This is a genomic window from Methylibium sp. Pch-M, from assembly GCF_004136295.1.
Taxonomy (GTDB): Bacteria; Pseudomonadota; Gammaproteobacteria; order Burkholderiales; family Burkholderiaceae_C; genus Methylibium; species Methylibium petroleiphilum.
In genome coordinates, this window is sequence record NZ_CP029606.1 from 1576090 (window position 1) to 1589074 (window position 12985).

The 12985-nt window shown below is 73.3% G+C and carries 12 protein-coding genes; 4 read left to right on the forward strand and 8 right to left on the reverse strand.

Features of this window, described 5'->3' with window-relative positions:
* Nucleotides 1-1911, reverse strand: a complete 1911-nt coding sequence (locus tag C1M51_RS07525) for a PhoX family phosphatase (RefSeq protein WP_165349658.1) — start codon at nucleotides 1909-1911, stop codon at nucleotides 1-3.
* Between the two features lie 64 nt (nucleotides 1912-1975).
* Between C1M51_RS07525 and C1M51_RS07530 the strand changes: the two genes are divergently transcribed.
* Nucleotides 1976-2728 (forward strand): SDR family oxidoreductase, encoded by a 753-nt coding sequence (locus tag C1M51_RS07530; protein WP_129448901.1) that lies wholly within the window; start codon nucleotides 1976-1978, stop codon nucleotides 2726-2728.
* A gap of 8 nt (nucleotides 2729-2736) precedes the next feature.
* On the opposite strand, the gene C1M51_RS07535 is transcribed toward C1M51_RS07530, so the two are convergent.
* The 3 genes from C1M51_RS07535 to C1M51_RS07545 all read right to left on the reverse strand — a co-directional run bounded on the left by C1M51_RS07535 (nucleotide 2737) and on the right by C1M51_RS07545 (nucleotide 5550).
* Entirely contained in the window at nucleotides 2737-3732 is a 996-nt protein-coding gene (locus C1M51_RS07535) for a septal ring lytic transglycosylase RlpA family protein (RefSeq protein WP_129448902.1), read from the reverse strand.
* Between the two features lie 63 nt (nucleotides 3733-3795).
* The gene (locus C1M51_RS07540; RefSeq protein WP_242499997.1) at nucleotides 3796-4311 is read right to left on the reverse strand and encodes a septal ring lytic transglycosylase RlpA family protein; all 516 of its coding nucleotides are present in this window, start codon (nucleotides 4309-4311) and stop codon (nucleotides 3796-3798) included.
* A 135-nt stretch (nucleotides 4312-4446) separates the two neighbouring features.
* Nucleotides 4447-5550 (reverse strand): lipid A deacylase LpxR family protein, encoded by a 1104-nt coding sequence (locus C1M51_RS07545; RefSeq protein WP_129448903.1) that lies wholly within the window; start codon nucleotides 5548-5550, stop codon nucleotides 4447-4449.
* A gap of 75 nt (nucleotides 5551-5625) precedes the next feature.
* Here C1M51_RS07545 and pcaD point away from each other — a divergent pair, with 75 nt between their 5' ends.
* Both pcaD and C1M51_RS19360 read left to right on the forward strand, forming a co-directional pair.
* Entirely contained in the window at nucleotides 5626-6903 is a 1278-nt protein-coding gene (gene pcaD / locus C1M51_RS07550; protein WP_129448904.1) for a 3-oxoadipate enol-lactonase, read from the forward strand.
* A gap of 116 nt (nucleotides 6904-7019) precedes the next feature.
* Nucleotides 7020-7895 (forward strand): CsgG/HfaB family protein, encoded by an 876-nt coding sequence (locus C1M51_RS19360; RefSeq protein ID WP_129448905.1) that lies wholly within the window; start codon nucleotides 7020-7022, stop codon nucleotides 7893-7895.
* Between the two features lie 17 nt (nucleotides 7896-7912).
* On the opposite strand, the gene otnI is transcribed toward C1M51_RS19360, so the two are convergent.
* The 3 genes from otnI to C1M51_RS07570 all read right to left on the reverse strand — a co-directional run bounded on the left by otnI (nucleotide 7913) and on the right by C1M51_RS07570 (nucleotide 11440).
* Nucleotides 7913-8689 carry a 2-oxo-tetronate isomerase gene (gene otnI / locus C1M51_RS07560; protein WP_129448906.1) on the reverse strand — a complete coding sequence of 259 codons (777 nt, stop codon included), beginning with the start codon at nucleotides 8687-8689 and terminating at the stop codon, nucleotides 7913-7915.
* Nucleotides 8690-8723: 34 nt separating this feature from the next.
* Nucleotides 8724-9083 (reverse strand): MerR family DNA-binding protein, encoded by a 360-nt coding sequence (locus C1M51_RS07565; protein ID WP_242500037.1) that lies wholly within the window; start codon nucleotides 9081-9083, stop codon nucleotides 8724-8726.
* Nucleotides 9084-9223: 140 nt separating this feature from the next.
* Nucleotides 9224-11440: a cation-translocating P-type ATPase gene (locus C1M51_RS07570; RefSeq protein WP_129448907.1), complete on the reverse strand. Its 2217-nt coding sequence runs from the start codon at nucleotides 11438-11440 to the stop codon at nucleotides 9224-9226.
* A gap of 144 nt (nucleotides 11441-11584) precedes the next feature.
* Between C1M51_RS07570 and C1M51_RS07575 the strand changes: the two genes are divergently transcribed.
* Nucleotides 11585-11785 carry a heavy-metal-associated domain-containing protein gene (locus tag C1M51_RS07575; protein ID WP_129448908.1) on the forward strand — a complete coding sequence of 67 codons (201 nt, stop codon included), beginning with the start codon at nucleotides 11585-11587 and terminating at the stop codon, nucleotides 11783-11785.
* Between the two features lie 104 nt (nucleotides 11786-11889).
* Here C1M51_RS07575 and C1M51_RS07580 read toward each other — a convergent pair whose 3' ends face one another.
* Nucleotides 11890-12984 (reverse strand): alpha/beta fold hydrolase, encoded by a 1095-nt coding sequence (locus tag C1M51_RS07580; RefSeq protein ID WP_129448909.1) that lies wholly within the window; start codon nucleotides 12982-12984, stop codon nucleotides 11890-11892.
* Nucleotide 12985: the final 1 nt, after the last annotated feature.

The window sequence follows — 12985 nt, forward strand, 5'->3', positions numbered from 1 at the left end:
TCAGGTGCCGATCGCGCCGCCGTCGGTGCGGCGGATCGCCACCGTGGCCGAGCGCGGGCGGCCGCCGCCGGGCCAGCTGGAGCGCTTGCGCGCGGCGGCGGGATCGCCGGGGTCGTTGCCGCCTTCGCCCGGGTGCTGGATGTTGACGAACAGCGTGCGCAGGTCCGGCGTGCCGACCATGCCGGTGATCTCGCAGCCCACCGGTCCGGTGAGGAAACGCCGCACCTCGCCGCTGCGCGGATCGGCGGCCAGCAGCATGTTGTTGCCCAGGCGCGCGTAGTCGCCCTGGCCCAGCGCCGTCGGTGACGCATCGGTCGCGATCCACAGCACGCCGCGCGCGTCGAACCACAGGCCGTCCGGGCTGCCGAACGGGTCGCCCTTCACGTTGCCGCGCGCCTCGGCGCGCTCGTTGGCCGGATCGCCGGCCAGGATGAAGTGGTCCCACAGGAAGCGCGTCGCGGCATGGCCGCCGACCTCGGTCCAGCGGATCACCTCGCCCATGGTGTTGCGCGCGCGCGGATTCGCGGCGTCGACGGCCGGATAGCCGTCGGTGCCGCGGCGGCTGTTGTTGGTGAGCGCGCAGTACAGCGTCGCGGTGCGCGGGTCGCCCGCGATCCATTCGGGGCGGTCCATCTTGGTCGCGCCGACCTTGTCGCTCGCCTGACGCGACTTGACCAGCAGCTCCCCCTGATCGGCGAAGCCGGCCTGCGCATCGAGTCCGTTCTGCCCGTGAACCAGCGCGAGCCATTCGCCAGTACCGTCCGCGTCGAAACGGGCCACGTACAGCGTGCCGTGGTCCAGCACCTCGCGGTTGTTCGCGTAGCCGCCGGTGCGCACCGGGTCACGCGACACGAACTTGTAGAGGTACTCGAAGCGCGCGTCCTCGCCCATGTAGACCACCGCGCGCCCGTCGGCCGCCTGCGTGACGAAGGCGCCCTCGTGCGCCGCGCGGCCGAGCGCGGTGCGCTTGACCGGCGTGCTGCGCGGGTCGAGCGGGTCGATCTCCACCACCCAGCCGAAACGGTTGAACTCGTTCGGATGCAGCGTCGCGTTGAAGCGCGCGTCGTGCTCGTGCCAGCGCAGGCCGTAGCCGCCCGGTGTGAGGCCCCAGCGCTTCGCATGCGCATCGGGCTGCGCCGGGCCATGGAAGTAGCCGACGAAGTTCTCCTCGCAGGCGAGATAGGTGCCCCAGGGCGTGACGCCGTGTGCGCAGTTGTTGAAGGTGCCGATGACCTGGCGGCCGGAGGGATCGAACTCCGTCCGCATCAGCGCGTGGCCGGCGGCCGGCCCGCTGATCGTCATCGGCGTGCGGGCGCTGATGCGCCGCGCATAGGCCGACGGGCGCTGCACCGCCCAGCGTCCGTCCGCCGCGCGCGCCAGTTCGACCACCGACACGCCGAGCGCCGCCTGCGACTTGCGCACCTTCTCGGCGCTCCAGTGCTGCATGCCGTCGGCGTGCAGCAGGCCTTCGTCGGTGTACTCGTGGTTGACCACCAGCAGGCCACGATCGCCGCGGCCTGCGGGGAAAAAGTGCATGCCGTCGTGGTGCATGCCGGCCTGCAGCTGCTGGTCCTCGGCGCTGTGGCTGCCGTCGCCGCGGAAGGCCGGCTGACCGGCCGCGAGGCCCGGTGCGCCGATCGCGTCGCCCCAGGCGTAGATCACCTCGGCCACATAGCCCGGCGGCACCACCACGGCATCGGCGCTCGACACCGGCACCGCGCGGAAGCCCAGCAGCGCCCCGCCCGGCTCCCGCGCCGGCGCGCCGCAGCCGGCCAGCGGTGCGAGCAGCCCGCCCACGCTGGCGGCGAGCCCGCCGCGCAGCAGCACGCGCCGCACCGGATCGCTGAGCTGGTGGAAGGCAGGGTTGGCGGAGGCGTTGGAGTCCTCCATCGTCGAAAAGTCCTTGGGCATGTCGTGTCTTGCTTCCGTCGTTCGCGCGCGCCGGCCGCGGGGGGCTTGCGCTAACCTGTCGGCCATGAAACCCCTGTTGCTCATCACCGGCGCCAGCCGCGGCATCGGTGCCGCGACCGCCACGCTCGCCGCCCGGCAAGGCTGGGCCGTCGCCCTGAACTATGCACGCGACGACGCGGCCGCGCGCGCGCTGGTCGAACACCTCCGCGGCGACGGCGGGGAGGCCGAGGCCTACCGCGCCGACGTGTCCGACGACGCGCAGGTGCGCGCGATGTTCGCCGCGATCGACGCGCGCTTCGGCACCGGCCGGCTGCGCGGGCTGGTCAACAACGCCGGCGTCGTGGATGTTGCAGCGCGCGTCGATGCGATGCCGGTCGAGCGCGTGCAGCGCATGTTCGCGATCAACGTGTTCGGCAGCTTCTGGTGTGCCCGCGAGGCACTGTTGCGCATGAGCCGCGTGCATGGCGGCGCGGGCGGCGCGATCGTCAACGTGTCCTCGGCGGCCACGCGCATCGGCTCGCCCGGGCAGTACGTGGACTATGCGTCCGCCAAGGGCGCGATCGACACCTTCACGCTCGGGCTGGCGCGCGAGGTGGCGACCGAGGGCGTGCGCGTGAACGCGGTGCGGCCCGGCATCATCGACACCGAGATCCACGCCTCCGGTGGCCAGCCGGACCGCGCCGCGCGCGCCGCGCCGCAGCTGCCGATGCAGCGGGCCGGCAGCGCCGACGAGGTGGCGCAGAGCATCGTGTGGCTGCTGTCCGACGCGGCCAGCTACGTCACCGGGGCGCTGCTCGACGTGTCGGGCGGGCGCTAGCCAGAACCTCAGCGCCGCTCGATGATCACCGGCACCAGCTGCAGCGCGTCGCGCACGCGCTGCGCCGCGCCCTGCGCCTCGTCGCGCGAGGCATACGGTCCGGCCTGCAGACGGTAGAGCGGCGCCTCGCTGAACACCGCCATCAGCGGCGCCAGCCAGTCCAGTTCGCTCGACACGCGCTGCTGGAAGGACTCGGCGCCGCCACGCTCGCGGAAGGCGCCGAGCTGCACCCAGTAACCGCGCGCGCCGCTCGTCAGCGCCCGGCCCGGCGCACCGCTGGCGACGGGCGATCCCGGCGGTTCCGATGCTTCGGCCGCCGGGCTGGCGTCCGGCACCGGCTCGCTCGACGACGCGGGCGCCGGCATGGTTTCGGGCGCGGTCACCGCCGCCACGGCCGTCGGCGCCGCATCGCGCCGCCAGGCGCCGGTGCGGATGTCCTCGTAGGTGATGCGTTCCACCTCGACTTGGCCCACGCCGCGCAGCAGGTCGAGCTTGAGTGCCGCGGTGTAGCTCAGGTCGATGACGCGCCCGGCCACGAAGGGCCCGCGGTCGTTGATGCGCACTACGACCTCGCGGCCGTTGGCCGGGTTGCGCACCCGCGCATAGCTCGGCAGCGGCATGGTCTTGTGCGCCGCGGTCATGGCGTGCATGTTGTAGATCTCGCCGCTGGCCGTCTTGCGACCGTGGAACTTGCGGCCGTACCAGGAGGCCAGCCCCTTTTCCTTGATCGGCACGTCGCGGGTCTCGGGCGTGTAGTTGCGGCCCAGCACCTCGTAGGGCTTGTTGGGTCCACCCGACCGGATGGGCTCGACGCGAGGCTCCGCATCCGGCGTGCGGGCCAGGTCGGGCGGGATCTCGGCGGCCGGGCCGTCCCGGCCGCTCGCCGCGCCCGGACGGGTCGGGGCCGAGCCGCAGGCCACCAGCAAGGCCGCGAGCATTGCGCCCAGCAACGCACGCGACCGCGCGTGGATGCAGGGCGGGCAAGGCGCTCGGCGAAACGGCATGGGCGAACCATAACCGAGGCCGGGCCTGGGTCCGCGCGCTCGCCGCGCGCTGCGGGCCGGGCGTCAGCGCGCCGACGCCGTGGCCTGCCCGCCCTCGGTCAGGCCGGCACCGAGCCGGATGCTGCCGTCGGGCAGCGGCACGATCAGCGGGGCCACGACGACGCGCACGACACCCTTCTCGGTCATGTCGAGTTCACGCGCCGTGCCGGGGGAGAGATCGACGATGCGGCCGTCGGCATACGGGCCGCGGTCGCGGATCTTCACGATCGCGCTGCGGCCGTTCTCGAGGTTCGTCACCTTCGCGATGGTGCCCAGCGGCAGGGTCTTGCTGGCCGCGTTGTTCGACGCCGGGTCCATGCGCCCGCCGTCGGCCATCTTGCGGCCCGCGAAACGGTCGTGGTAGTAGGACGCCTTGCCCTTGCGGGCCTGGCCGCTGCGGTCGGGCGCGAGCGTGCGCTGGACCGCGATGGCCTCGGCGTCGGTCAGTGCCGAAGCCGGCATCGGCGCGGCGGTCCACAGCGCGAACGCCGCGGCGATGCTCGCGAGCCAGGGGGATGTCAGGGGGGCGTACTGGGTCATCTCTCACCTCTTCGGGTCGGGCGCGACGGGCGATGGCCGCGCGGGCCGCCGTGCGTCGGCGCAGGACACCAGTGTCGGCAAGCGAGCCGCCGCGAACGATCGGCCGACGGCGTGTCGGCGTGTAGGACGATGACCTCAGAGCGCGCGGCTCAAGGTGATGCTGCCGAACGAGGGGCGCTCCTGCTGCCCGCGGAACTGGCGCGTGCCGTAGTTGCGTGCGAACGCGAGCTTCCAGTCGCCCCCCAGCACGGCGACGCCGAGAGCCACGTCGGCCACCAGCGGCCGCTTGTGCACATGGTGGCTGTCGCGGAAGCTGTTGCCGTCGAGGGTGATGTCGTGCAGCACCAGGCGCGCGTCGGTGTTCACGAAGGCATGCCATGACCAGCCGCCCGACGACACGGCAGCGCGCAGCGGCGCGGTGTTCTCGCCAGCCGGCCGCAGCGGGCTGGAGCCGAAGTCGTCGGGCAGCCGGTAGCCGAAACGGATCTCGAAGCCGACATTCGCGCCGGTCAGGAAGTTGCCGACCGTTCCACCCCAGTGCGTGATCGCATCCCAGCGCAGGCTGTCGCTCGCGGGCAGCAGCGCGTGGCTGCCCCACCGCCGCGAGCGCTCGTGCAGCAGCATGACCACCGGCTCGTTCTTCAACTGGTGGTCCCAGCCGCGGAAGCGCTCCGAGCCGAACACGCGGTGGAACAGCTTCTGCGTGCGCTCGGCCTGCGAAGCCGGACCGACCACGCCGAGCACGATCTGCGAGGCCCAGAGCTCGTCGCCGAGCCGCGCGTTGTAGCCGGCGCTCAGCAGCAGCGCGCCGGCGTAGGGCCGGTCGTCGACGATCAGGTCGCTGCGCTCGGGATCGTTCGGTGTGTAGATGGCCTGGCCGAGGCCGAACACCAGGTTGCGCTGCTCGTAGTGCGCCGGGCTCAGCCACTCCAGCTCGCGGTTCAGCCAGCGCGCCGGCCCCGACAGGCAGGCGTCGCCGTCGTGCGAATCGAGGTTGGGCGTGACGGCCTTGATCTGCAGGCCGCTGCTGTAGCCCTGGTCCTGGCGCGCGATCACGTCGTTGTCGAGGCGCAGCACCAGCAGCGCAGGATTCAGCGCGCCCGGCCCCACCCGGCGGCAGGCTGCCTCGTCGGCTGCTCGCGCCGACGTCACCTGACCCAGAAGCACGAGCAGGGCCAAGCCGGCGAACAGCGTTTGCGCCGCGCCGACGGCGGACGCGGCGACATCGCGAAATTTCATGGGCGCGAAGGGTAACAGCGCCGCGCGCGGCGTGTTCGTCAGAGTCGCCCGCAGGCCGCTGTTCTACGATGCACCATGGACCCCTACGACCACGACCTCGAACGCGGCCTGCGCAACCGCCGCGCCCTCCTCGGCGATGCCTGGGTGGACAAGTCGATCGCCAGCGCGAACGCCTTCACCGCCGACTTCCAGAACTTCATCACCCGCTATGCCTGGCACGAGGTGTGGGGACGGCCCGGGCTCGACGCGCGGACCCGCCGTGTCATCGTGCTGGCCATCACCTGCGCGCTCGGCCGCTGGGAGGAGTTCGAGCTGCACCTGCGCGCCGCGCTGGTGGGCGGCTCCGGCGCGAGCCTCGGCGCCGGCGACGATGCGCCCACCGTGCTGACGCCCGACGAGGTGAAGGAGGTCTTGATGCAGGCCGCCATCTACGCGGGCGTGCCGGCCGCGAACACCGGCATGTCGATCGCGGTGAAACTGCTGCGCGAGCTGGGCCACGCGCTGCCGCCGCTGCCGGCCACCGAGGTGGCCCACACCGGCAGCGGCCGCTCCTTCCGCAGCGCCGGCACACCCGCGCTGCACTACACCGTGCGCGAACCGCGTTCCAAGGCACCGCCCTGCCGCACCGTGGTGCTGAGCCATGCGCTGGGCTGCGACGTGAGCCTGTGGGATGCGCTGGCCAATGCGCTGGCCGCCGAGCACCGCGTGATCTGCTACGACCACCGCGGCCACGGCGATTCCGAGGCGCCGGCCGGTCCGTACACGATGGCCGAACTGGCCGACGACGCCGAACGCCTGCTGGCCGAACTGGACACCGGCCCGGTGGTGTGGATCGGCCTGTCGCTGGGCGGCATGGTCGGCCAGGAGCTGGCGCTGCGCCATCCGCGGCGCGTCGAGGCCCTGGTGATCGCGAACTCGAGCGCAGGCTTCGACGAGGCCGGCCGCGCCGCCTGGCAGCAGCGCATCGACGCGGTCGCGCAGGGCGGCGTCGACGCGGTGGCCGACGCGGCGATGCAGCGCTGGTTCACCGCGGGCTTCCGCAGCGCGCAGCCGGCCACGGTGGCGCGCTGGCGCCGCCGGGTCGCCAGCACGCCGGCGCACGGCTATGTGGCAGCGTCGCAGGCCGTGTTGCGGCACGACACGGCCGCGCGCCTGCCGCAGATCAGCGCCCCCACGCTCGTGATCGCCGGCGCGCTGGATCCGGGCACGCCGGTGGCCATGTCGAAAGTGATCGCGGATGCCGTGCCCGGGGCGCGGCTGGTGGTGCTCGACGACGCGGCCCACCTGAGCGTGCTGGAACAACCCGCGGCGTTCACCGCCGTGGTGCACGACTTCCTTGCCACCCTGGCCTGACGGCGGGGAACCGTCGGAGGCATTCGGCCACCAACCGTGTCGCCGGTCATGCGGTTCACGCCGCTGCTTACGTTTTGTAGCCCGAACCGCGGCTCGGATGGTGGGAGGATAGCGGTGTGAAACAGTCCTTGCGCGCGCTCGCCGTGGTGGCGCTCGCGGCCCTCGGGATCGCGGGTTGCAGCACCTCGAAAACCGAGATCGGCGGTCCTTCCGACATGGCCATCGCCGACCAGGCCTCACCGCAAGAGGGCGGCGTGGGCCGGTGCGAGAAGCGGCTCGGCACCGTGGCGATCACCGAATCGGAGGTCAACAGCCAGGCGCTGATGTCGGCCGGCCTGCCGCGCTCGATGGCACCGCTGGTGCGCCACCTGCTGATCCGCAGCGGCTGCTTCAACGTGGTCGACCGCGGCGCGGCCTACTCGCTGCTCGAGGCCGAGCGCAGGCTGCGCGAGCAGCTCGGCACCGACGCCAACGCGACCGTCGCCCGGAACCTGCAGCCGCTCGACTACATCCTGCGCGCCGAGATCGTGTTCGCCGAACAGATCGGCCAGAGCAAGGGCGTGCTCGGCGGCGTGTTCGGTGACGTGATCGGCGGCATCGGTGGCCAGTACAACAAGAAGGAAGCGGTGGTGCTGCTGAGCGTGGTGGACGCGCGCACCAGCGAGATCACGAGCTCCGTGTTCGGCCGAGGCACCAGCGATTCGGCCGGCCTCGGCAGCCTGGTGCTCAGCAGCGGCGTGTTCGCGATCGATGGCGGCTGGGCCGACACGCCGCAGGCGAAGACGGTGGCCGCGGCACTGGTCGACGCCTGGAACCGCACGCTGCCCAAGCTGCCGGCAGCCGACATCGCGCCGCCTCCGAAGGCCAAGCCCGTCGTGGCGCCGGTGACACCGCCCGCGCCTGTGCCCTTGCCGCTCCCGCTCGAGCCGTCTGCCGCACCGCCGCCAGTGCCCGCCTCCGCGCCCGAGCGCGCGGCCAGCGCGCCGGCCTGAACCGGGCCGCCGGCGGGTCAGCGCTGCCGCCAGCCCAGGCCGGCGCTCGTCTCGCCGCGCGGCCGGTACTCGCAGCCGACCCAGCCGCCGTAGCCCAGCGCGTCGATCACATCGAACAGGTAGGCCGCGTTGAGTTCGCCGATGTCGGGTTCCTGGCGCTCCGGCACGCCCGCCACCTGCAGGTGGCCGACGCGGCCGGTGGGCAGGTACTGCCGCAGCTTCATCGCCACGTCGCCCTCCACCACCTGGCAGTGGTACAGGTCCATCTGCACCTTCAGGTTGGGCGCGTTCACCCGCTGCACGATCTCGTGCGCGTGGTCCTGGCGATTCAGGAAGTAGCCCGGCATGTCACGCAGGTTGATCGGCTCGATCAGCAGCTCGATGCCGGTGCCGGCCGCCTGCCTCGCGGCCCACGCCAGATTCTCCACGAAGATCGGCTGCAGCGCGGCGCGTTCGGTGCCGGCCGGCAGCCGACCGGCCATCACGTGCAGGCGCGGGCATCGCACGGCGCTCGCGTAGGCCAGCGCCGTGTCGACGGCGCGCCGGAAGTCGGCTTGGCGTCCCGGCAGGGCCGCGAGACCGCGCTCGCCGGCCGCCATGTCGCCGGGCGGCGCATTCATCAGCACCAGCGGCAGGCCGCTGTCGGCCAGCCGGGCCGCGAACTCGGCGGCAGGGTGTTCGTACGGGAACTGGCATTCCACGGCCTCGAAACCGTCGCGCGCGGCGGCGGCGGCACGATCGAGGAAGGGAAGCTCGGTGTAGAGCAGCGTCAGGTTGGCAGCGAATCGAGGCATGCTCGCATGCTGCCAGCTTCTGCCGGCCTCGGCATCAAGGCCGGTCCCGCGGGCCGGCCTGCAGGTCGTCGAGGATCGGGCAATCGGCGCGCTCGTCGCCATGGCAGTGCTGCGCCAGCGCCTCCAGCGTGCGCTGCATCGCCTGCATCTCGTCGATGCGCCGCTGCAGGTCGGCGGCATGGCGCTGCGCCACCTGCTTCACCTCACGGCTGGCACGGCCCCGGTCCTGCCACAGCGACAGCAGCACGCGGATCTCCGCCATGCCGAAGCCCAGTTCGCGTGCGCGGCGGATGAAGCGCAGCGTGTGCACCTCGCGCATCGAGTAGCGCCGGTAGCCGGCCTCGCTGCGCGCCACCGTCGGCAGCAGGCCGAGGCTCTCGTAGTGCCGCACCATCTTGGCCGACACGCCGCTGCGCTGGGCAGCGTCTCCGATGTTGAATGACTGCCCCTCGGGTGCCCGCGGCACCCGATCCCCCGTGGGGATGTCGACCGGCTTGGGGCGGCCCGGCGCTCGGCCGGCTCTTGCTGTCGCAGTCATCTGCCCTCCTCCGGCTTCCAGCGCCTGAGCAGCAGCGCATTGCCCAGCACGCTGACGCTGCTGAGCGCCATCGCCGCACCGGCGAACACCGGGCTCAGCAGGCCGAGGGCGGCGAGCGGGAGGCCGACCGCGTTGTAGATGAAGGCCCAGAACAGGTTCTGGCGGATCTTGCGCGTGGTGTGGCGGGAGATCGAAATCGCGTCGGCCACCAGCGCCGGGTCGCCGCGCATCAGCGTGATGCCGGCCGCATGCATGGCCACGTCGGTGCCGCCGCCGTCGGGATTGGCCATCGCGATCCCGACGTCGGCCGCGGCCAGCGCGGGCGCGTCGTTGACGCCGTCGCCGACCATCGCCACCGAGCCGCTCTCGCTGCGCAGTCCGGCGATCACCGCGGCCTTGTCGGCCGGCAGGACCTCGGCACGCACCTCGTCGATGCCCAGGGCCTGGGCCACCGCCTGCGCGGCGCCGGGCTGGTCGCCGGTGACCAGCACGGTGCGCAGGCCGAGCCGCTGCAGATGCCGCACCGCGGCCGCGGCCGTGGGCTTGAGCGTGTCGCCGAAGGCCAGCAGGGCCAGCAACGATGGCGCGGCGGTGTCGCCCAGGTCGGCGAGCCACGACACCGTGCGGCCCTGGCGCTGGTGCTCGGCCGCCAGTGCTTCCAGCGGCGCGAGGTCGACGCCGAGCTCGCGCATCCAGCGCGTGCTGCCGAGGCCCAGCGAGCGGTCGCCGACCCGCGCCGCCACGCCGCGGCCGGCGACCGCCCGAACGTCCTGCGCCGCCGACAGCGCGAGCGAGCGGGCGCGCGCCGCCGACAGCACCGCGCGCGCCAGCGGGTGCTCGCTGCCGGCCTGCGCGGCCGCGGCCAGCGCCAGCGTGGCGTCGTGCGCACCGGTCGCCTTCAGCTCGACGAGCGTGGGTTGGCCGACGGTGAGCGTGCCGGTCTTGTCGAAGGCCACCACGCGCAGCCCCTGCGCCGCCTCCAGCGCCGCCGCGTCCTTGACCAGGATGCCGTGCTGCGCGGCCACGCCGGTGCCGGCCATCAGCGCCGCCGGCGTCGCGAGCCCCAGCGCACAGGGGCAGGCGATGACCAGCACCGCGACGGCGTTCAGCGTGGCCCGCGACCAGTCGCCGGCGGCCAGGCCCCAGCCGAGCAGCGTGAGCGCGGCGATGACCAGCACCACCGGCACGAACACCGCGCTGACCCGGTCGACCAGTTGCTGGATCGGCGCCTTCGCGGCCTGCGCCGTCTCGACCAGCCGCACGATGCGCGCCAGTGTCGACTCCGCACCGAGCGCCGTCGCGCGCACGCGCAGCAGGCCTTCACCGTTGAGCGAGCCGCCGATCACGCGCTCGCCCGCGCCGCGCGCCACCGGGAGGCTCTCGCCGGTGAGCAGCGACTCGTCGAGGTGGCTCGCGCCCTCCTCGACGAGGCCGTCGACCGGCAGCCGCTCGCCGGGCCGCACGACGACGAGGTCGCCGCGCACCAGCGCCGTCAGCGGCAGCTCGGTCTCGACGCCGTCGCGCAGCACGCGTGCCGTCTCGGGCCGCAGCGCCTGCAGCGCGCGGATCGCCGCGGTGGTCTGGCGCTTGGCTCGGGCCTCCAGCCACTTGCCCAGCAGCACCAGCGTGATGACGACCGCCGATGCCTCGAAGTAGAGATGCGGATCGCCGTGTGTCGCGTGGCCCCACAGCAGCTGCCACACGCTGAGGCCATAGGCCGCCGACGTGCCCAGCGCCACCAGCAGATCCATGTTGCCGCTGCCGGCGCGTAGCGCATGCCAGCCGTTGCGGTAGAAGCGCGCGCCGAGCCAGAACTGCACCGGCGTCGCCAGCGCCCATTGCCAGGCGGCGGGCAGCATCGCGTGGCCGCCCCACAGCAGCGCGAGCATCGGCAACGCCAGCGGCAGCGACAGCAGCGCCGCGACGGCCACCGGCCAGCCCAGCGAGGCCTCGCTGGGCGCCACCGTCGGCGGCGGGCCGTCCGCCGGCGCGGCATGAGCCTCGTAGCCGGCCGCGTGCACCGCGGCCTCCAGCGCGCTGGGCAGCGTGCCGGGCGCGGCGCGCACCTGCGCAGTCTCGGTCGCCAGGTTCACGACAGCCTCGGTGACGCCGGGCACCTTCTTCAGCGCCTTCTCCACGCGCAGCACGCACGAGGCGCAGCTCATGCCTTGGATGCTCAGGGTCAGCGGGGGCGACGCAGCGGTGTTCATCATGACGGCAGTCTCGACCTTCCCATCATGGCAAAGTCAAACACGCCGGCATTGACCTCACGCAAGTCAGGGTGCCGGCCGCTGCTTGACCTTCCCACCGGGGCAACGTCGAAGATCGAGCCATTCAATCCCTGCCAGGAGATCGCGATGATCGAGTTCGAGATCAAGGACATGAGCTGCGGCCACTGCGTCGGCGCCATCACGAAGGCGATCACCGCGCTGGACCCCGACGCCAAGGTGCTCGCCGAACTGCCGACGCACCGCGTGCGCGTGGAGACCGGCGTGCCGCGCGCGCAGCTCGAGCACGCGCTGCGCGACGCGGGCTTTCCGCCGACACCCGTGCTTTGATCGGTACGGCCCGTGGCGCGCGGCATCGCAACGCGGCCGTCGATGCGCATCGGAACGCCTGACCGTGCGGACCGGCAGCAGGCGCCCATGCCCCTGGTGCGGTTTCAGCGCGGCGGGCCCAGCACGCCGATCAGCGCCGTGGCGAAGGCCTCCGGACTCTCGATGTGCGGGATGTGGCCCACGTCCGGCAGCACGGCGAGCGCCGCGCCCGGCATCCAGCGCTGCAGCGCGTGCCCCTGGGCCAGCGGCGTGATGCGGTCTTCCTCGCCCCAGACCAGCGCCACCGGCAGGCCGCGTGCGGCCCAGGCGGTGAGCCGCTCGGGCCGCAGACTCTCGGCCGGTTCGCAGCTCGCCTGCGCGAAGGCCGCGGCCCAGTCGCCGAGCCGCTGGCTGAACGCGGTGCGGGCGAACGGCAGCCGGTAGGCGGGCAGCAGCGCGTCGGTCACTGCGTCCCGGCGGTGCACGAACTGGCGCAGCAGCGGACCGGTGAGCCCCGGCCAGGTGGCGGTGGCGCCGACCAGTGTGGTGCGCAGCGACCGGCTGGCCAGCAACGCCCCGGGCCCGGCACCGGCCTCGCACTGCGGCGGCTCGCCGCCGGGGCCGAGGCCGAGCGCCGGATCGACCAGCACCAGCTGGCGCAGCACCACCCCGCTCGAATCTGCGGCTGCCGCGACGGCGGCCTCCAGCGCCGGCCCGGCGCCGAAGGAGTGGCCCACCAGCGTGAGGTCGGGCCCGAGCGTGCGGGCGAGCGCGAGCAGGCGCCGCGCCTGGGCGGCGCGCGAGTAGTCGACCGTGCGGCCGTCGTCGGGCGTCGTCGTCAGGCCGAACGGCGGCAGGTCGACGGCCACCACGCGCCATCCGGCCGCCGCCAGTGCGTCGGGCAGGCCGAACCACGTGCCACTCCACGCGCCGGTGCCGTGGGTGAGCAGCAGCGCAGGGTCGGTGGGGCGGCCCCATTCCTGCAGGTGGAGCCGCGCGTCGCCGACGTCCACCCAGCGGCCGGCGGCGCCCGCCAGTTGCTCGGCGCTCTGCGTCTCGCGCTGCGCCCGGGCGTGCTGGCTCCAGGCGATCCAGGCCGAGAGCGCGAGCGCCAGCACAGCCACCAGCAACAGCGCCGCAGCAACCACGTGCCGGGCGATGCGCCCGGCGAGGCTCGGGCGGGCAGGACGGCGCCGCCTGTCCTTCGGAGGCGCACGCATC

Bases quoted from the DNA above. Each gene is read 5' to 3' on its own strand.
- C1M51_RS07525 (WP_165349658.1), bottom strand. From the start codon at position 1,911: ATGCCCAAGGACTTTTCGACGATGGAGGACTCCAACGCCTCCGCCAAC.
- C1M51_RS07530 (WP_129448901.1), top strand. From the start codon at position 1,976: ATGAAACCCCTGTTGCTCATCACCGGCGCCAGCCGCGGCATCGGTGCC.
- C1M51_RS07535 (WP_129448902.1), bottom strand. From the start codon at position 3,732: ATGCCGTTTCGCCGAGCGCCTTGCCCGCCCTGCATCCACGCGCGGTCG.
- C1M51_RS07540 (WP_242499997.1), bottom strand. From the start codon at position 4,311: ATGACCCAGTACGCCCCCCTGACATCCCCCTGGCTCGCGAGCATCGCC.
- C1M51_RS07545 (WP_129448903.1), bottom strand. From the start codon at position 5,550: ATGAAATTTCGCGATGTCGCCGCGTCCGCCGTCGGCGCGGCGCAAACG.
- pcaD (WP_129448904.1), top strand. From the start codon at position 5,626: ATGGACCCCTACGACCACGACCTCGAACGCGGCCTGCGCAACCGCCGC.
- otnI (WP_129448906.1), bottom strand. From the start codon at position 8,689: ATGCCTCGATTCGCTGCCAACCTGACGCTGCTCTACACCGAGCTTCCC.
- C1M51_RS07565 (WP_242500037.1), bottom strand. From the start codon at position 9,083: ATGGTGCGGCACTACGAGAGCCTCGGCCTGCTGCCGACGGTGGCGCGC.
- C1M51_RS07570 (WP_129448907.1), bottom strand. From the start codon at position 11,440: ATGATGAACACCGCTGCGTCGCCCCCGCTGACCCTGAGCATCCAAGGC.
- C1M51_RS07575 (WP_129448908.1), top strand. From the start codon at position 11,585: ATGATCGAGTTCGAGATCAAGGACATGAGCTGCGGCCACTGCGTCGGC.
- C1M51_RS07580 (WP_129448909.1), bottom strand. From the start codon at position 12,984: ATGCGTGCGCCTCCGAAGGACAGGCGGCGCCGTCCTGCCCGCCCGAGC.